Below are 18,824 nucleotides of genomic sequence, written 5' to 3'. Positions count from 1 at the left end.
CGCAGCATAGCCGCTGTCGAGGCCTCAACCGCGCAAGGCCATGCCGCCCGCCGAGCGCGCGGCCTTCAGCCCCTGACCGCTGGCCTGCACGTAGCGACGCTGCAGCGCCTCGATGCGGGGCTCCAGCGAGCCCGGATCGCTCATGCGCTCGCGGTATCGCTTGAGCACCAGCGCGGCCATGTCGATCAGCTTGGCGTTGAGCGTGGCCGTGCCTTGCTCGACCAGCAGCTGCACGCCGACCTGCGGATCACCGCGCATCGCGTGGCGCATGGCCGTCTCGGAAATCGCGAACACGCGGGCATTGGCATCGCGCAGCAATTGCGTGCTGGGCTCATGGCCCTCGGCCATGCTGATCATGACCTCCGTCGCCGACTTCGAGCTGCAGAAGCGCATGCCCAGTTGCCCCATCAACGTCTCCATCTCCGGCAGCTCGATGTCCTGGCGCGCCATGCGCACCCACAGCGCGATCAGCAGGCTGGCCGATTCGAGGTCGAAGTCCTCGTCCACCGCGCGCTTGGCGAAGCCGCGCGCCAGCTGCAGCGCGTCGGCGAGCTTGCGCTCCATCAGCAGCCGCAAGCCGTTCAGTACGACGTCGAAACGCTGCAGGCGGGCATCTCGAGGCGCGCGCTCCATGCCTTGCATCAGCGCGTCGGCCGCGTACTTCAATCCCTTGCCGTCCTTGGCATCGAATCGCATCAGCGCGATCAGCGCCAGGCTGTGCCAGTCGAACAGCTTGGAGCGCAGCCCCTGCGCCAGGCTGCGCTCCAGCATCTTGAGCGCCTCGTCGCGCTGGCCGGCGTAGAAGGCGAGGGTGCCGCAATGCTGCTGGCGCAGCAGGCAGCCCGGTGTCAGCGTGGCCGCGGTGCGGTAGGTCGCGAGCGCGGCGTCGATCTCGCCCTGCTCCATCTGCACGCGGCCCATCAGGTCGTAGCTGTCGGCCTGATCGGGCATGTCGCCGATCAGCGTCTCCAGCGTGCGCCGCGCGGCGCTGAGATTGCCGCTGGCGACCTCGGTGCGGGCCACGCCCAGCCGTGCCCACGGCACGGTGCGCGCGGCGATGATCGCTTCGTAGAGCTCACGCGCCTCGGTGTGACGTTCCAGCCTCAGCAGCAGCTCCGCGCCGATGCGCGCGGCATAGAGCCAGTAGGTCGCCTTGCGCTGGAAACGGTCCAGGCACAGGTCGGCGGCGCGGTCGAACTCGCGCGCGTCGATCGCGTCGAAGATGGCCTTGAGCTCGAGCTTGCGATGGCGCGCGTTGGCCAGTCGATCGGCCAGCGCCGCGCTCGTGTAGGGCTTGACCAGGTAGGCGTCGAGCGCGGCTTCCGCCGCCTCGGCGACCTTGGCGTACGAGGCCTCGCCCGTGACCATCACGAAGACGGTGGCGTAGGGCAGCAGCTGCTCGCGGCGCAGCTCGTCCAGCAGGTCCTGCCCCGACAGCTCCGAGCCGTCGAAGTAGTAGTCGCACAGGACGATGTCGTAGGGCTGCGTTTCCAGGATCACGCGGGCGTCGCGCACGCGGGTGGCCTGGCGCACATGGCCGACGCCGAGTTCACGCAACTGCGCGGTCATCAGGCTGCGCGAGGTCGCGTTGGCATCGATGACCAGCGCCTGCGTCTTGGCGAGCGGGCTGGCGAGTGACATGCGCCCGATTGTCCGCTTGGCGACTCTCGGCGGCCCCCCGGGTTTGCGTGGGGACCGGCGGCTGATTTCCCAATCGCCGCCGGTATTTGCGTGACGCTGTTGGCGTCTTACTTGAACAGGTCCTTGACCCGGTCCGTCCAGCTCTTGGCATTGGGCGAGTGACGCTCGCCGCCGTCCTTCAGGCTCTTGTCCAGTTCCTTCAGCAGCTTGCGCTGGTGCTCGGTGAGCTTGACCGGCGTCTCGATGCTGATGTGGCAGTACAGGTCGCCCGGGTAGCTCGAGCGCACGCCCTTGATGCCCTTGCCGCGCAGGCGGAAGGTCTTGCCGTGCTGCGTGCCCTCGGGCAGTTCGATCTCGGCCTTGCCGCCCAGTGTGGGCACCTCGATCGTGCCGCCCAGCGCCGCCGTCGTCATCGACACCGGCATCGTGCAATGCAGGTCATCGCCGTCGCGCTCGAAGATGTCGTGCTGCTTGATGCGGATCTCGATGTAGAGATCGCCCGACGGACCGCCATTGACGCCCGGTTCACCGTTGCCGGCGGAGCGGATGCGCATGCCTTCGTTGATGCCGGCCGGGATCTTGACTTCCAGCGTCTTGGTCTTCTTGATCTTGCCCGCGCCGTTGCAGGTGGTGCAGGGCTCGGGAATGATCTTGCCGGTGCCGTGGCAGTGCGGGCAGGTCTGCTGGATACTGAAGAAGCCCTGGCGCATGTGCACCGTGCCGGTTCCGCTGCACGAGCCGCAGGTCTTGGCGCTGGTGCCCGGCTTGGCGCCGCTGCCCTTGCAGGTCTCGCAGCCTTCCCACGACGGGATGCGGATCTGCGTTTCCTTGCCGCGCGCCGCTTCCTCCAGCGTGATCTCCATCGCGTAGCTCAGGTCGCTGCCGCGATAGACCTGCTGGCCGCCGCCCGGACGGCGACCGCCGCCCTGCTGGCCGAAGAGGTCGCCGAAGATGTCACCGAAGGCCTCGGCGAACCCGCCGAATCCTTCGCCGCCCTGCGCGCCGCGGAAGCCCTGGTTCGGGTCCACGCCGGCATGGCCGTACTGGTCGTAGGCGGCCCGCTTCTGGCCGTCCGACAACATCTCGTAGGCCTCCTTGGCCTCCTTGAACTTGTCCTCGGCCTCCTTGGCACCGTCGCCCTGATTGCGGTCAGGGTGGTACTTCATCGCGAGCTTGCGATACGCCTTCTTGATGTCCTCTTCGCTGGCGTTCTTCGCGACGCCCAGGACTTCGTAATAGTCACGCTTTGCCATGGATCTTCCCGAGGGCTGAGGGCCTCAAACCAAAACGCCGCGCGAGGCTGGCGGCCCCGCGCGGCGGCTGTCCTCGGACAGCTGTCTGCCGTTCGCGCGCCGACGTAAGGTCGGCTCGCCAGGCTTACTTCGAGTCCTTGACTTCCTTGAACTCGGCGTCGACGACGTTGTCGTCGGCCGGCTTGGACGAGGCCTGCGCGCCCGCCGCCTCGGCGTGTTCCGCACCACCGGCGGCACCACCGGCCGCGCCGGCGGCACCCGCTGCCTGCGCCGCTTGCGCCTCGGCGTAGACCTTCTCGCCCAGCTTCTGGCTGGCGGTCATCAGGGCCTCGGTCTTGGCGTCGATCGCGTCCTTGTCCTCGCCCTTGATGGCTTCTTCCAGGTCCTTGATCGCGGCCTCGATCTTTTCCTTCTCACCGGCCTCCAGCTTGTCGCCGTGCTCGCCCAGCGACTTCTGCACCGAATGCACCAGACCGTCGGCCTGGTTCTTGGCGGTCACCAGCTCGACCTTCTTCTTGTCCTCGGCCGCGTTGGCCTCGGCGTCCTTCACCATCTTCTCGATCTCGGCCTCGGACAGGCCCGAGTTCGCCTTGATGGTGATCTTGTTTTCCTTGCCGGTGCCCTTGTCCTTGGCGCCGACGTGCAGGATGCCGTTGGCGTCGATGTCGAAGCTCACCTCGATCTGCGGCAGGCCGCGCGGCGACGGGGCGATGCCTTCCAGGTTGAACTCGCCCAGGCTCTTGTTGGCCTGCGCCAGCTCGCGCTCGCCCTGGTAGACCTTGATGGTCACCGCGGGCTGGTTGTCCTCGGCGGTCGAGAAGGTCTGAGCGAACTTGGTCGGGATCGTCGTGTTCTTCTTGATCATCTTGGTCATCACGCCGCCCAGGGTCTCGATGCCCAGGCTCAGCGGGGTGACGTCCAGCAGCAGCACGTCGGTGCGCTCACCGCCCAGGACCTGGCCCTGGATCGCGGCGCCGACGGCCACGGCCTCATCGGGGTTCACGTCCTTGCGGGGATCCTTGCCGAAGAACTCCTTGACCTTCTCCTGCACCTTGGGCATGCGCGACATGCCGCCCACCAGGATGACGTCGTCGATCTCGCTCACCGACACACCGGCGTCCTTGATCGCGGTGCGGCAAGGGGCGATGGTGCGCTCGATCAGCTCGTCCACCAGCGACTCCAGCTTGGCGCGGGTCAGCTTGATGTTCAGGTGCTTCGGGCCGGTGGCGTCAGCCGTGATGTAGGGCAGGTTCACATCGGTCTGCGACGCGGTCGACAGCTCGATCTTGGCCTTCTCGGCGGCTTCCTTCAGGCGCTGCAGGGCCAGCACATCCTTGGTCAGGTCGACGCCTTGCTCCTTTTTGAACTCGCCGATGATGTAGTCGATGATGCGCTGGTCGAAGTCCTCGCCGCCCAGGAAGGTGTCGCCGTTGGTGGACAGCACCTCGAACTGCTTCTCGCCGTCGACGTCCGCAATCTCGATGATCGAGATGTCGAAGGTGCCGCCGCCCAGGTCGAACACGGCGATCTTGCGGTCACCCGCGCCGTGCTTGTCCAGGCCGAAGGCCAGGGCCGCGGCGGTCGGTTCGTTGATGATGCGCTTGACGTCCAGGCCGGCGATGCGGCCGGCGTCCTTGGTCGCCTGACGCTGCGCGTCGTTGAAGTAGGCCGGCACCGTGATGACGGCCTCGGTCACTTCCTCGCCGAGGTAGTCCTCGGCGGTCTTCTTCATCTTGCGCAGGACTTCAGCCGAGACCTGCGGGGGTGCCAGCTTCTTGCCGCGCACTTCCACCCACGCGTCGCCGTTGTCGGCCGCGGCGATGGTGTAGGGCATCAGGTCGATGTCCTTCTGGACTTCCTTTTCCTGGAACTTGCGGCCGATCAGGCGCTTCACCGCGTACAGCGTGTTGCGCGGGTTGGTGACCGCCTGGCGCTTGGCCGACGCGCCGACCAGCACTTCGCCATCTTCCTGGTACGCAATGATCGACGGGGTGGTGCGCGCGCCTTCCGCGTTCTCGATGACGCGGGTGGTGTTGCCTTCCATGACCGCGACGCACGAGTTGGTCGTGCCCAGGTCGATGCCGATGATCTTCTTCTTAGCCATGTGGTGCTCCTGAATATTGAAAACTGGGGGGAACGGTCAGCGCGGGGGGCTCATCGCCGGGTCGGCCGAAACATCGTTCCGGGATGCTTCTGATCTGTGGATAACTTGGCCGGGTTCAAGCCCCGGCGCTTCTTTTCGCTGGCTTACTTGGGGGCGGTCACGGTGACCAGCGCCGGACGCAGCACGCGGTCGGCGATCAGGAACCCCTTCTGCAGGACCGTCACGACGGTGTTGGGATCCTGGTCGGCGGGGACCATGGAGATGGCCTGGTGCTGATGGGGATCGAACTTCGTGCCGGCGGCCGGATTGATCTCCAACACCTTGTTGCGCTCCAGCGCGGACTGCAGCTGGCGCAGGGTGGCGTGCACGCCCTCGAGCACCTGCTCGACGCTGGCGTCCGGGCGGGCGATGGCGGCCGAGAGGCTGTCCATCACCGGCAGCATCGCGTCGGCGAAGCCCTCGACGGCGAACTTGCGGGCCTTGGCGGTGTCTTCCTCGCCGCGGCGGCGGGTGTTCTCGACTTCGGCCTTGGCGCGCAGGTAGGCGTCGGACATCTCGGCCAGGCGGCGCTCGGTGTCGGCCAGCTTGGCCTCGACCGTCTCGGGCACCGAGGCGGCGGCCGCGGCGGCGGCTTGCTGGGTCAGTTCGTCCAGCGTCGGATCGGGTTGTTGGTTGTCAGTCGTCATGTCGGATGGCCCCAAAACGGATGCCCAAACTTCTCTTTGGAAGGGGACCGGCGTCAGAGCGAGCCAGTCTGCGTCGGGCGATCCGCCGCAACTGGGGCCCATGGCCGGAACTTCAAGAGGGGGATTCTGGCATCGCTGCGCGGGCAAACCCCAGGCCTGCTATCTACTCGTCGATGCTGGCGCTCCAGCGGTCGTCCCATTCGGCGAGCTTGCGCCGGTCGTGCTTGGTCGGGCGGCCCTGGACGATGGTGTCGGCCGGTTCGGGCGCCAGGCGGCGCGCCTCGGCGGCCTTTTCCCGCGCGGCGATGCTCTCGGGCGTCTCGGCGTACAGCGTCTGCGCCACCGGCGCGGGTCCGCGGATGCTGCTGATGGCGGCGACTTTCACCTCGCGCTCCACGGCGCCCTGGCGCAGCCGCACCACGTCGCCCACGCGCACCTCGCGCGAGGCCTTCACCGCCTGCGCGTTGACGGTGACGCGGCCCTTGCCGATCTCGTCGACCGCGATCGCGCGGGTCTTGTAGAAGCGCGCGGCCCAGAGCCACTTGTCCAGGCGCAGGCTGGTGAGCTCGGAGGACTTGGTCGGGGAACGGGCGGACGTCGACATCAGGGGGCGGATTGTCCTATGCCGGGCCGGTGTCGGTCGAGGCCGCCGGCAATCGCACGATGGCGTCCAGGCCTTGGAGGACACCGTCGCGCTCGCGGTTGTCCAGCGTCAGCGTGCCGCCCAGCGAGTCGACGATCTCGCGGCAGATCGCCAGCCCCAGCCCGGAGCCGCCGTTGGGTCCCGCCGCGAAGGGCTGGCCCAGGCGCGCGCGCAGCGCCGCCGGGATGCCGGGGCCGCCGTCGCTGATCCGCAGCTCGACCCCGGCGCGGCGCTCCTCGGGGCCCAGGCCGCGCACGCGGACCGTCAGCCGCGATCCGCGCGGCGAATGGCGCAGCGCGTTGTGCAGCAGGTTGCGCGCCAGCTCGCGCAGCGCCCAGGCATGGCCTCGAACCGGCGAGGGCTCGGTCGAGAGCTCGAAGTCGAGTTCCGCGTCGGCGATCAGCGGGGCGAGGTCCAGCGCCACCTCGCGCACGGACTCGGCCAAGTCCAGCCGCGGCGGGTCGCCCTGCTGGCGCAGCTGCTCGACCTTGGCCAGCGCCAGCATCTGATTGGCCAGCGCCGTCGCGCCGTCCACGGTGACGCCGATCTCCTCGATCGCCTGCGCGGCGGGCAGGTCGCCCCGGCGCGCGGACTGCACCTGCGCCTTGAGCACCGCCAGCGGCGTGCGCAGTTGATGCGAGGTGTCGCGCACGAAGCGCTTCTGGTGGGCGAGCAGCCCGGCCTGGCGCGCCCAGGCCTCGTTGATCGCGGCGACCAGCGGCGCGAGTTCCGCCGGCACGCCGGGGATGGGGATGGGGCTGACGTCGTCGTCCGCGCGCGCGGCGATCGTGCGGCTGAGCTCACGCACGGGGCGCGTGGCCAGCAGCACCACCCCCCACACGACGATGGCGATCACCGCCAGCAGCGCGGCCTGGCGCCAGAGCGTGGACACCAGCACCTGACGCGCCAGCGTGCGGCGGATCTCCAGCGTCTCGGCAACCTGGATCGTCGCGACACCCAGTCCCGCCGATCCCGACACCGGCTGCTTGAGCACGGCCACGCGCACCGGCTCGCCCTGGTAGACGTCGTCGTAGAAATCCACCAGCGCCGCATACGCGCCGCGGTCGGGCAGCCGGCCCCGCCATTCGGGCAGGTCGTCGAAACCCGAGACCCATTCGCCCCGGAAGCCGGTGACGCGATAGAACATGCGGCTGCGGTTGTCGGCCTCGAAGGCCTCGAGCGCGGCGTAGGGCACCTCGGACACGAGCTGCGGCGCGTCGCGCGTGCCGTGCACGTCGAGCTGCTCGCCGATGGTCTTGGCCGACGCGAGCAGCGTGCGGTCGTAGGCCGTGTCGATCGCCTTGAGCGCGTCCTGGTAGAGCCGGTGCGCGTTGGCCCCGATCAGCAGCCCCACCGGCACGAGGATGCCCAGCAGGAGCCGGCTGCGCATGGACGAGAGGCGAGGGCGCCGGCCTCGTCGAGCTCGCGTTGGCGCTGTCGCCGCGTCCGCCTCGTCCGCCGCGCGGGTGGCGTCGGTCGCGTCCTTGGCGTTCAATCCGGCGCCTTCAACAGATACCCCAGCCCGCGCAGCGTGACGAGCCGCGCGCTGTCGGCCGGCAGCCGCTTGCGCAACCGGTAGGCGACGACCTCGACCGCGTCGGGCTGCACGTCGAGGTCGTCGGCGAAGACGATCTCCGTGAGCCGTTCCTTGGCCATCGCCTGGCCGGGCCGCATCAGCAGCGCGCGCAGCAGCGCGGCCTCGCGCGGCGGCAGGTCCAGCGGCAGGCCGAGGTGGTAGATCGCGCCGCTGTCGGCGTCCACGCGCAGGCCGCAGAAGGCCTCGTCGTCGTGGGAGGTGCCTGTCGACGCGCCCGATGCGCCCGATCCCGCCGGGCCCGCGCCGCGGCTGCGCCGGGCCAGCGCCCGCACGCGCGCCTCGAGCTCATCGAGGTCGAAGGGCTTGGGCATGTAATCGTCCGCGCCCAGGTTGAGCCCCAGGATGCGGTCCCCCACCGTGCCGCGCGCGGTCAGGATGATCACCGGCGTGGCGAGCTGCGCGGCGCGCGCCTCGGACAGCAGTTCCAGCCCGTCGATGTCGGGCAGCGAGAGGTCCAGCAGCACCACGTCGGGCGGCTGCGAGCGCCAGCGCTCGAGCGCCGCGCGGCCCTCGCTGAACCCGTGCACCTGGATGCCCCGGCGCTCGAAGGAGCGCGCCACCGTGGTCTGCAGCGCGGCGTTGTCCTCGACGAAAAACAGCCTCATGCCCGCCAGTGTCCGACAGCGCTCGACCGCGCGCCGCTCAGGGTCAACCCTGACGCGCTCGACAGCCGAATGAAAGCCGCCGTGTGCACCATCCGCCGCTACAACGACGCCGGGCGCGCGCTCTGCCCCGGCGACGACAACCAAGGAGACATGAGCATGCGTCGAGACCAGTTCCTGAAGTCCGCGGCCGCCTTCGCCGCGCTGGGTGCCACGGGCGCCCTGCCGCTGAGCGCGCAGGCCGCCGCGGCGCTGAAGATCCTCGTGCCGGCCAATCCGGGCGGCGGCTGGGACATCACCGGCCGCGCGCTGGGCAAGGCGCTGCAGGACTCGGGCGGCGCGGGCGCCGTCACCTTCGAGAACAAGGGCGGCGCGGCCGGCGCCATCGGTCTGGCCCAGTTCGTCAACGCGGCCAAGGGCGATGCCAACGCGATGATGGTCATGGGTGCGGTGATGCTGGGCGGTCTGATCACCAGCAAGCAGCCCGTGACGCTGACGCAGGCCACGCCCATCGCGCGGCTGACCAGCGAGTACAACGTCTTCGTGCTGCCGGCCAACTCGCCCTTCAAGACGATGAAGGACGTGGTGGAGGCGCTCAAGAAGGATCCGGGATCGGTGAAGTGGGGCGGCGGTTCGCGCGGTGCGACCGAGCACATCGCCGCGGCGATGCTCGCGCATGAGGTCGGTGTGGACGCGACCAAGGTCAACTACGTCGCCTTCCGCGGCGGCGGCGAGGCGGTGGCCGCGATCCTGGGCGGCAACGTCTCCATCGGCGGCAGCGGCTACAGCGAGTTCCAGCCCTACATCGAGAGCGGCAAGATGCGTCCGATCGCGATCACCGCGCCGCAGCGCATCAAGGGCCTGGACATCCCGACGATGAAGGAGCTGGGCTACAACGTCGAGATCGGCAACTGGCGCGGCGTGTACGGCGCGCCCGGCATCACGCCCGCGCAGCGCCAGGCGCTCATCGACCTGGTGGTCAAGGCCACCAAGTCCAAGGCCTGGGCCGAGGCGCTCGAGAAGAACGGCTGGACGCCCGCGCTGATGACCGGCAAGGACTTCGAGGACTTCGTCGACCGCGAGTTCGCGTCGCTGCGCGCGATCATGCACAAGTCCGGCATGGTCTGATCCCGGGAGGCCCGCCATGACCGACGTTTCCTCCAATACTTCCGTCGACACCACGCCCCATCCGCTCTACCAGACGCTGGTGGGCGTGGGCGCGATCGTGGTCGGCGCGGTGATGGCCGTGGGCGCCGCCGCGATCCCGGCCGACGCCGGTTACGGCGGCGTGGGCCCCAACGCGCTGCCGTGGTTCGTCGCGGTGGTGCTGATCGTCTGCGGCGCCTGGCTGGTGTGGGAGTCCCGCACCGGGGGCTTCCGCCAGATGGAGCCGCCCTCGGGCGCGCCGCGCGCGGACTGGATCTCCGCGGCCTGGGTCGCGGGCGCGGTCATCGCCAACGCGGCGCTGATCACCACGATCGGGTTCGTGCTCGCGTGCACGCTGTGCTTCGTGCTGGCCGTGCGCGGCCTGCGCCGTGCCGAGGGCAAGGGCCACGGCGGCGTGCGCCAGTTCCTCATCGACGCCGTCACCGGGCTGCTCATCGCCGCCCCGGTGTTCTGGCTCTTCAACAAGCTCCTCGCCCTGAACCTGCCGGCCCTCACGGCCGGCGGCTGGCTCTGAGCGCACCGGAGTCCTGACATGCAAGACCTCTGGACCCACCTGATGGGCGGCTTCGCCACGGCCGCCTCGGGCGTGAACCTGATGTGGGCCTTCGTCGGCTGCGCGCTGGGCACCGCCATCGGCGTGCTGCCCGGCCTCGGCCCGGCCGTGACCGTGGCGATGCTGCTGCCGATCACCGCGCAGGTCGACCCGACCGCGTCGATGATCTTCTTCGCCGGCATCTACTACGGCGCGATGTACGGCGGCTCGACGACGTCCATCCTGCTCAACACCCCGGGCGAGACCGGCACGATGGTCACCGCGCTGGAGGGCTTCAAGATGGCCCGCCACGGCCGCGCCGGCGCGGCGCTGGCCACCGCGGCGATCGGCTCGTTCTTCGCCGGGACCGTCGCCACGGTGCTGGTGACGCTGTTCGCGCCGGTGCTGGCGGACTTCGCCGTCACGCTGGGCCCGCCCGAGTACTTCTGCCTGATGCTGCTGGCGTTCACGACCGTGAGCGCGGTGCTGGGCCAGAGCACGCTGCGCGGGCTCACGGCGCTGTTCATCGGGCTGGCGGCGGGCCTCGTCGGCCAGGACCAGATCACCGGCCAGATCCGCTACACCGCCGGTGTGCCCGAGTTCCTCGACGGCATCGAGACCGTGCTGGTCGCGGTGGGCCTGTTCGCGGTGGGCGAGACGCTCTACGTCGCGCTCTACGAAGGCCGCAGCAACCTCATGATGAACACGATGGGCCGCGTGCACATGACGCGCCAGGAGTGGAAACGCTCGATCCCGGCGTGGATCCGCGGCACCGGGCTGGGCTTCCCGTTCGGCGTCATCCCGGCCGGCGGCACCGAGATCCCGACCTTCCTGAGCTACGCGACCGAGCGCAAGCTCTCCAAGCACAAGGAGGAGTTCGGCACGGTCGGCGCCATCGAGGGCGTGGCCGGTCCGGAAGCGGCCAACAACGCGGCGGTGACCGGCACGCTGGTGCCGCTGCTGACGCTGGGCATCCCGACCTCGGTGACCGCGGCGATCCTGCTGTCGGCGCTGCAGAACTACGGCATCCAGGCCGGCCCGCAGCTGTTCACGACGTCCTCGACGCTGGTGTGGGCGCTGATCGCGTCGCTGTACATCGGCAACGTGATGCTGCTGGTGCTGAACCTGCCGCTGGTGGGGCTGTGGGTCAAGCTGTTGCGCATCCCGCGCGCGCCGCTGTACGCCGGCATCCTGATCTTCGCGACGGTGGGCGTGTACGGCATGCGCCAGAGCGCCTTCGACCTCTACGTGATGCTCGCCATCGGGCTGCTGGGCGTGGTGATGCGGCGCTTCGACTTCCCGACCGCGCCCGTGGTCGTGGGCATGATCCTGGGCCCGCTCGCCGAGGCGCACCTGCGCAACGGCGTGGCGATCGGCGGCGGCCACTGGAGCGTCTTCCTCGAGCGTCCGCTGTCGGCGGGCCTGCTCGCGGTGGTCCTGATCGTGCTGCTGCTGCCGCGCGTGCTGAAGTGGTGGGGCGCGCGTCAGCGCGTCGCGCCGGCGGCCACGGCCGCCTCGCGCTGACGCGCGAGTTCGGCGGCCTGCCGCTCGTCGGGGACGGCGGTGGTGGGCCAGCCTTGCAGGTGCTGCGCGGCGATCGCCGCCAGCGCCCGCACATGCGAGGGGCGGTCGTTCAGGCAGGGGATGTAGCTGAAGCGCTGGCCGCCGCTGTGCAGGAAGGCCTCGCGGGCTTCCATGTCGATCTCCTCCAGCGTCTCGATGCAGTCCGACGAGAAGCCCGGGCAGATCACGTCGACCGACTTCAGCCCGCGGCCGGCCAGCTCACGCAGCGTGGGCTCGGTGTAGGGCTCGAGCCAGCGGGCCTTGCCGAAGCGGCTCTGGAAGGTGACCTTGTACTGCGCGTCGGACAGGCCGAGCGCCTCGGCCAGCAGACGGCCGGTCTTCAGGCATTCGCAGTGGTACGGATCGCCCAGCGCGAGCGTGCGCGCGGGCATGCCGTGGAAGCTCATCACCAGCAGCTCGCCGCGGCCCTCGGTCTTCCAGTGGGCGCGCACGCTCTCGGCCAGCGCGGCGATGTAGCGCGGGTCGTCGTGATAGCGGTTGACGAAGCGGAACTCGGGCAGGTGGCGGTGGCTCAGCGACCAGCGCGCGACGTCGTCGACGACGCTGGCGGTCGTCGCGCCCGAGTACTGCGGATACGCCGGCAGGATCAGCACGCGCGTGGCGCCCTGGGCCCGCAGCGCGTCGAGCTGCGAGGCGATCGACGGATTGCCGTAGCGCATCGCGGGCAGCACCTTCACGCGATGGCCCTGCTCGCCGAGCTGGCCCTGCAGCAGCGCGGCCTGCTTGCGCGTCCAGACCATCAGCGGCGAGCCGTCCTTCATCCAGATGCTGGCGTACTTCCTCGCCGACTTCGACGGACGGGTGCGCAGGATCACGCCATGCAGGATCGGCCACCAGGCGAGCCGGGGGATCTCGATGACGCGCGGGTCGGACAGGAACTGCGCGAGGTAACGGCGCGTGGCCTCGGGCGTGGGCGCGTCGGGCGTGCCCAGGTTGACCAGCAGCACGCCGATCGTCGGCGCGCGCCCATGGGTGTGCTCGGGTTCAGGGGCGAAGCTCATCCGGCGTCTGTCAGGCGTTGAATGGAAGAAGGGGAAGGTCGGTCGGCCCGGACGCGCTGACGCAGGCTCAGAGGCCGCGACGCATCAAGGCCGGGGTGGCGGCTTCGGCCAGGTGCAGCACCTCGAAGCGCACGGTCGGTGCCTGCGTCTCGGAGGGCGGTCCGCCCAGGCCGATCGCGCCCGCGCCATGCAGCGTGCAGGAGCCGCGGCGCAGGCTCAGCGTCTGGCCGCCGGCGCCGAAGCGCACGAAGGTCCCGTTGTAGCTGAGGTCGGTCAGGCTGAAGCTGCTGCCGTGCCAGTCGATGCGCGCGTGCGAGCGGCTCACTCGCACGTCGGTGATGCAGTAGGTGGCCTGCGTGCTGCGGCCCAGCACGATGGGCATGCGCTCGATGTCGAAGACACGGTCCAGGTCCTGCCACACGAGCCGGATGCCCTCGGGCGCGGCGCTGCGCACGATCTCGCCGAACTGCGTGGCGCCCGGGTCGCCCGTGCCCTGGTCCAGCACGTAGATGTGGACCGGTTCGGCGCGGCCGCGCACGCTGATGTGGTCCAGGCTGCGGAAGCGCGCCTTCTGCGCGCTGGTCAGGCCGTGCACGACCTCGACGGTGACGACGGTCTCGCCATCCCCCGCGTGGTCCAGCAACCGGGCGGCGACGTTGACCGCGTCACCGAAGCAGTCGCCGTGGATCTCGACCACCTCACCGCGCGCCAGCGCGATCTGCAGGTGCGTGTGGCGCAGCCGCTCGCTGCGCGTCGAGGACTTCACCAGCAGCTCCTGCATCCGCATCGCGGCCTTGATGCCGTCGCGCGGATTGTCGAAGGCGGCCATGAGGCCGTCGCCCAGCGTCTTGATGATGTCGCCGCGGTTCTCGTCGACCGCCTGGCCGATCAGCGCGACCGTCTGCGTCACCAGTCCCGAGGCCTCCGCGTTGCCCAGCGTCTCGAACAGCGCCGTGCTGCCGCGCAAGTCGGCAAACAGGACGGTGCGCTCGCGGATCTGGGTCATCGGCCGGACGGGGATAAGGTGTGAAGGAAGTCTCAGTGTAGCCGCGCCACCCTGGGGCCCGCGTGGTGATTAGCCCTCGGCTCGGGGGCCTGTCGGCCCGGGTGCGACACCTCCCCCCAACGCGAGGGCGGTTGACGGAGCAGGGCCCCAAAAACAAAACCGGCCCGCGTCCGAGGACGGGGCCGGTTGGCCGGGCAAACCCGGTGCCCGCGAGGGCAGCCGGGTCGGCCAGCGATCAGGACAGGATCGCGTGGATCAGAGGTTGTCCAGGTAGGTCCGCAGCTTGTCCGAGCGGCTCGGGTGCTTCAGCTTGCGGATGGCCTTGGCCTCGATCTGGCGGATGCGCTCGCGGGTGACGTCGAACTGCTTGCCGACTTCCTCCAGCGTGTGGTCCGTGCTCATCTCGATGCCGAAGCGCATGCGCAGCACCTTCGCCTCGCGCGGGGTCAGGCTGTCCAGGATGTCCTTCACCACCTCGCGCAGGCCGGCCTGCATCGCCGCTTCGATCGGCGCGGTGTTGTTGGTGTCCTCGATGAAGTCGCCCAGGTGGCTGTCGTCGTCGTCGCCGATCGGCGTTTCCATGGAGATCGGCTCCTTGGCGATCTTCATGATCTTCCGGATCTTGTCCTCCGGCATCTCCATCTTCTCGGCCAGCGTCGGCGCGTCCGGCTCGAAGCCGAACTCCTGCAGATGCTGACGCGAGATCCGGTTCATCTTGTTGATCGTCTCGATCATGTGAACCGGAATGCGGATGGTGCGGGCCTGGTCCGCGATCGAGCGCGTGATGGCCTGACGGATCCACCACGTCGCGTAGGTCGAGAACTTGTAGCCGCGGCGGTACTCGAACTTGTCGACCGCCTTCATCAGACCGATGTTGCCTTCCTGGATCAGGTCCAGGAATTGCAGACCGCGGTTGGTGTACTTCTTCGCGATCGAGATGACCAGGCGCAGGTTGGCCTCGATCATTTCCTTCTTCGCGTCGCGCGAGGCCTTCTCGCCCTCGTTCATCCGCTTGTTGATGCCCTTGAGGTCATCCAGCGGCACGACGGCCTTGCCCTGGATGTCGATCAGCTTCTGCTGCAGCTCCTGGATCGCGGGCAGGTTGCGCGACATGATGTTCGCGTAGGACTTGCCCGAGGCCACTTCCTTCTCGGCCCACTGCAGGTTCAGCACGTTGGGCGGGAAGGTCTTGATGAAGTGGTCCTGCGGCATGCCGCACTTGTCCACCACGATCTTGCGGATCTCGCGCTCGAAGCGGCGCACGTCGTCGACCTGCGAGCGCAGGATGTCGCACAGCTTCTCGATGGTCTTGACCGTGAAGCGGATCGTCATCAGCTCGGCGCTGATGGCCGACTGGGCCTTGTTGTAGTTGGCCGACTTGTAGCCGTCCTTCTCGAAGGCCTTGCGCATCTTGTCGAAGTTGGACGCGAGCGAGTCCAGCTTGACCAGCGCGGCGTTCTTCAGCTCCTCGAGCTTCTTGGTCAGGGCCTTGGAGCCGCCGGCGCCGTCGTCGTCGTCCTCTTCGTCGAACTCGTCGAAGTCTTCTTCCGCGACGTAGTCGTCGGCCTCGTCATCGGAGACGAAACCGTCCACGGCCTCGGAGATCTGCATCTCGCCGGCGCGGATCTTCGTGGCCATGGCCAGGATCTCGGCGATCGTCGTGGGCGACGCGGAGATCGCCAGCATCATGGCCTGCAGGCCGCCTTCGATGCGCTTGGCGATCTCGATCTCGCCCTCGCGGGTCAGCAGCTCGACGGTGCCCATCTCGCGCATGTACATGCGCACCGGGTCGGTCGTGCGGCCGAACTCGGAGTCCACCGTCGACAGCGCGGCCTCGGCCGCTTCTTCCGCTTCCTCTTCGGTGGCGGTGGGCGAGGTCGAGCCCTGGATCAGCAGCGTGGCGGCGTCGGGCGCCTGCTCGTACACGGCGATGCCCATGTCGTTGAGCATCGACACGATCGCCTCGAGGATTTCCTCGTTGATCAGCTTCTCGGGCAGGTGGTCGTTGATTTCCTGATGGGTCAGGAAACCACGCGTCTTGCCCATCTTGATGAGCGTCTTGAGCTCATGACGGCGCTTGGCGACTTCTTCCTCGGTCAGCGCGGTCTCGTCCAGGCCGAACTCGCGCATCAGCGCGCGCTCCTTGGCGCGGCTGACCTTCATGCGCAGCGGCTTGGCCTTGGGCTTGTCCTCGCCGACTTCCTCGACCTCGGCGGTCTCGACCTCGGTCTCGGTCTCGCCTTCGCCTTCAACGTCCGCGTCGACGTCGGCGAAGTCCTCTTCCTCTTCTTCCACCTTGGCCTTGCCGGCGGGCTTCTTGGACTCGGTCTCGGCCTTGGGCTTGCGGCCGCGCTTGGGCTTGGCCTCATCGGCCGACGACGCGGACGCGGCGGCGGCTTTGGTGGTCTTCGCGGCGGCCTTCGTGGCCGGCTTCTTGACTTCTTCGGTTTCTGCGGCGGCGGCCTTGGACGCGGTCTTTTTGGCGGTCATGCAGTTCCTCGGTGGCTCGGGGCCAGTAGGTGAATGCGGGGAAATTCGCGGTGGATGCGGGCAATGCAAACGGCCACCTGCGCCGCTGGCGCTCGCAAACTCCCGACACTTGCGGGCTATGCGGCGCGAGCGAGCCCAGGCGGCTCGAACTCATGCCTTGGCCGACAGGTCGGGGCAAACCGCCTGTCGTTCAAGGCTTTGCGCGTGAAGGCTAGCGTGAACCGTTGAAGTTGCAGCCCAGGCGGTATAGGTCGGCCACTTTGTGTATGAACCCAACGTCAATTGGGGGGCCGGGACCGGTTGGCGCTGCGGTCACTCTTGACGCGCGAAAACCCTTGATTATCTGCGAATTTTCCCGTTCGGTCAAAAAGAACGTTCAGGCCGCCTCGAGATCGCGAATCTGACGCAGCAGATCCTGGAACCGGACCATGTCCGGCTGCGGGCTGCGGGCGATGCGGTCCGCCTCCGAACGCAGGCGCCCCACCCACAGCTTGCGCATCACGACACGGAACTCCGCGTCCAGGTGTTCGTCAGCCGGCGGGGCGGACAAGGGCCCGCCGCTGACGCGCTGGGCCAGCTCCATCAGGTCGGCCTCCTGCAGCGCGACCTGCAGCACCGCCCAGGGCACGGCGCCGTGGTCGACATGGAAGCGCTCCAGCCAGGCGAACAGCTGGCCGTGCTCGCCGGGGAGTTCATGCAGCAGCTGCAGGTCCTGGTCGCCGATGTGCCGCCAGAGCTCGCCATGCAGCAACAGCATGCGCACGGCCAGGTTCATCGGGCCCGGCGGCAGGTTCAGCGGCGTGCCGATGGTGGGGTCCTGGTCGCGCTTGCGCCAGTCGCCGCCCTTGCCGCTCCACTTGCCCTGGCCCTTGCCCTTGAACTCGCCTTTGAACTCGCCCTTCGGCACCCACTGGCGCTGCTGCTGGCCCTGCGGAGCGGCGCCAGCCGCTGTGCCACCGGGAGCGCCCGCCGGGGCGCCGAAGTCGTCATGCGGGATGTGGACCTCGTCCGGCCCGGGATGGCCGTCGTCGCCGTAGGCCGAGGCGGGGATGTCGAAGTAGGGCTCGTCGTGGTGACCGCCGCCTTGATGGGCGGAGTCCGGCGCCGCCCTCTCGGCGCGCGGCGCGGCCCGGGGCACGGGCGCCGGCGCGGCGGAACGGTCGGCGCGCGCCCGGCTGCCGGGCGCGGCCGGCGGCAGGGCGTTGGCCCAGAGCTGCTGCAGTTCCGCGTCGGGCAGCTGCGCGCGCCGCGCGAGCTCGCCCAGCAGCTGGCGCTTGAGCAGTCCCTCGGGCAGCGCCGCCCACAGCGGCTTGGCCAGGCTCAGCATCCGGGCGCGGCCTTCGGGCGTGCCCAGGTCGCAGCCGTCGGCGGCGGTCTCCATCAGCTGGCGCGACAGCGGCACCGCGCCCTCGATGCAGCGCTCGAAGGCCTCGGCGCCGAGCTCGCGGACGTAGGAATCGGGGTCGTGTTCCGTGGGCAGGAACAGGAACTTGATCGTGCGGGTCTCGTTGGCGTGGGGCAGGGCGGCTTCCAGCGCGCGGCCCGCGGCACGGCGGCCGGCGGCGTCGCCGTCGAAGCTGAACACGACCGACTCGGTGAACCGGAACAACTTCTGCACGTGGTCAGGCGTGCAGGCCGTGCCCAGCGTGGCCACCGCGTTGCCGAAGCCGTGCTGCGCCAGCGCCACCACGTCCATGTAGCCCTCGACGACCAGCGCGTAGCCGCGCCGGCGCATCGCGGGGCGGGCTTCATACAGGCCGTAGAGCTCTTTGCCCTTGTGGAAGACCGGCGTCTCGGGCGAGTTCAGGTACTTGGGCTCGCCCTTGTCCAGCACGCGGCCGCCGAAGCCGATGACCTCGCCCTGCACGTTGCGGATCGGGAACATCACGCGGTCGCGGAAGCGGTCGTAGCGGCGCTGCTCGGCCTCGCTCTTGCCCGGGTCGTCCTGCAGGATCACCAGGCCCGTCTCCACGAGCAGCGGATCGTCGTAGGACGGGAAGGCGCTCGCCAGCGAGCGCCAGCCGTCCGGCGCGTAGCCCAGGCCGAACTGCAGCGCGATCTGGCCGGTCAGGCCGCGGCCCTTGAGGTAGTCGATCGCGCGCGCGTTGCCCTTGAGCTGCTGGCGGTAATGCTGGCCGGCCTTGGCCAGGATCTCGGTGAGCGTGGCCTGGCGCTGCTTCTGGAGCTTCTCGCGCTCGCGGTCCTGCGGGCTGCGGTCGTCCTCGGGCACCTGCATGCCGGCCTGCTGGGCGAGGTCCTTCACCGCGTCGATGAAGCCGATGCCCAGGTGCTCCATCAGGAAGCCGACGGCGTTGCCGTGCTGGCCACAGCCGAAGCAGTGATAGGTCTGGCGCGAGGGGCTGACGATGAAGCTCGGGGACTTCTCGCCGTGGAAGGGGCACAGGCCCTTGTGGTTGATGCCGGCCTTCTTGAGGTCGACATGGCGGCCCACGATGTCGACGATGTCGACGCGGGCCAGGAGGTCCTGAATAAAGCCGGGCGGGATCACCGCGGGAGT

The 18,824-nt window shown here is 69.1% G+C and carries 14 protein-coding genes; 3 read left to right on the top strand and 11 right to left on the bottom strand.

What is annotated here, in order from left to right; all coding sequences use genetic code 11:
• Positions 1-24 precede the first annotated feature (24 nt).
• From ACNI65_RS15200 to ACNI65_RS15170, 7 genes are all read right to left on the bottom strand, one after another.
• A complete protein-coding gene (locus ACNI65_RS15200) occupies positions 25-1,641 on the bottom strand; it encodes a response regulator (RefSeq protein ID WP_416757707.1) in 1,617 nt (538 codons plus the stop codon).
• Positions 1,642-1,748: 107 nt separating this feature from the next.
• On the bottom strand, positions 1,749-2,894 hold the full coding sequence (gene dnaJ / locus ACNI65_RS15195) for a molecular chaperone DnaJ (RefSeq protein WP_416757705.1): 1,146 nt from the start codon (positions 2,892-2,894) through the stop codon (positions 1,749-1,751).
• Between the two features lie 124 nt (positions 2,895-3,018).
• On the bottom strand, positions 3,019-4,998 hold the full coding sequence (gene dnaK, locus ACNI65_RS15190; protein WP_416757703.1) for a molecular chaperone DnaK: 1,980 nt from the start codon (positions 4,996-4,998) through the stop codon (positions 3,019-3,021).
• A gap of 143 nt (positions 4,999-5,141) precedes the next feature.
• Positions 5,142-5,684 (bottom strand): nucleotide exchange factor GrpE, encoded by a 543-nt coding sequence (gene grpE / locus ACNI65_RS15185; protein ID WP_416757702.1) that lies wholly within the window; start codon positions 5,682-5,684, stop codon positions 5,142-5,144.
• 163 nt (positions 5,685-5,847) lie between these two features.
• Positions 5,848-6,288 (bottom strand): RNA-binding S4 domain-containing protein, encoded by a 441-nt coding sequence (locus ACNI65_RS15180; protein WP_416757700.1) that lies wholly within the window; start codon positions 6,286-6,288, stop codon positions 5,848-5,850.
• A 16-nt stretch (positions 6,289-6,304) separates the two neighbouring features.
• The gene (locus ACNI65_RS15175) at positions 6,305-7,717 is read right to left on the bottom strand and encodes a sensor histidine kinase (protein ID WP_416757698.1); all 1,413 of its coding nucleotides are present in this window, start codon (positions 7,715-7,717) and stop codon (positions 6,305-6,307) included.
• Between the two features lie 101 nt (positions 7,718-7,818).
• Positions 7,819-8,529, bottom strand: coding sequence for a response regulator transcription factor (locus tag ACNI65_RS15170; protein WP_416757697.1), 711 nt, complete (start codon positions 8,527-8,529; stop codon positions 7,819-7,821).
• A gap of 156 nt (positions 8,530-8,685) precedes the next feature.
• Here ACNI65_RS15170 and ACNI65_RS15165 point away from each other — a divergent pair, with 156 nt between their 5' ends.
• The 3 genes from ACNI65_RS15165 to ACNI65_RS15155 are packed head-to-tail and all read left to right on the top strand — an operon-like array spanning position 8,686 to position 11,749.
• A complete protein-coding gene (locus ACNI65_RS15165; RefSeq protein ID WP_416763632.1) occupies positions 8,686-9,654 on the top strand; it encodes a Bug family tripartite tricarboxylate transporter substrate binding protein in 969 nt (322 codons plus the stop codon).
• A 16-nt stretch (positions 9,655-9,670) separates the two neighbouring features.
• Positions 9,671-10,207, top strand: a complete 537-nt coding sequence (locus ACNI65_RS15160; protein ID WP_416757695.1) for a tripartite tricarboxylate transporter TctB family protein — start codon at positions 9,671-9,673, stop codon at positions 10,205-10,207.
• Positions 10,208-10,225: 18 nt separating this feature from the next.
• Positions 10,226-11,749 (top strand): tripartite tricarboxylate transporter permease, encoded by a 1,524-nt coding sequence (locus ACNI65_RS15155; RefSeq protein WP_416757694.1) that lies wholly within the window; start codon positions 10,226-10,228, stop codon positions 11,747-11,749.
• Here the strand turns inward: ACNI65_RS15155 and hemH are convergent.
• From hemH to dnaG, 4 genes are all read right to left on the bottom strand, one after another.
• Entirely contained in the window at positions 11,710-12,810 is a 1,101-nt protein-coding gene (hemH, locus tag ACNI65_RS15150; RefSeq protein WP_416757691.1) for a ferrochelatase, read from the bottom strand. The two genes, ACNI65_RS15155 and hemH, sit on opposite strands and share 40 nt — an antisense overlap.
• Before the next feature lie 67 nt (positions 12,811-12,877).
• Entirely contained in the window at positions 12,878-13,816 is a 939-nt protein-coding gene (locus ACNI65_RS15145) for an adenylate/guanylate cyclase domain-containing protein (protein WP_416757689.1), read from the bottom strand.
• Positions 13,817-14,071: 255 nt separating this feature from the next.
• Positions 14,072-16,306 (bottom strand): RNA polymerase sigma factor RpoD, encoded by a 2,235-nt coding sequence (gene rpoD / locus ACNI65_RS15140; RefSeq protein ID WP_416757688.1) that lies wholly within the window; start codon positions 16,304-16,306, stop codon positions 14,072-14,074.
• Positions 16,307-16,682: 376 nt separating this feature from the next.
• Positions 16,683-18,815, bottom strand: coding sequence for a DNA primase (gene dnaG / locus ACNI65_RS15135; RefSeq protein WP_416757686.1), 2,133 nt, complete (start codon positions 18,813-18,815; stop codon positions 16,683-16,685).
• Between the last annotated feature and the right edge of the window lie 9 nt (positions 18,816-18,824).

This window comes from Roseateles sp. So40a, assembly GCF_048081605.1.
In the GTDB taxonomy this organism is placed as follows: domain Bacteria; phylum Pseudomonadota; class Gammaproteobacteria; order Burkholderiales; family Burkholderiaceae_C; genus Roseateles.
The sequence above is the reverse complement of the archived record's forward strand: the minus strand, read 5'-3'. Positions and strand labels throughout refer to the sequence as shown.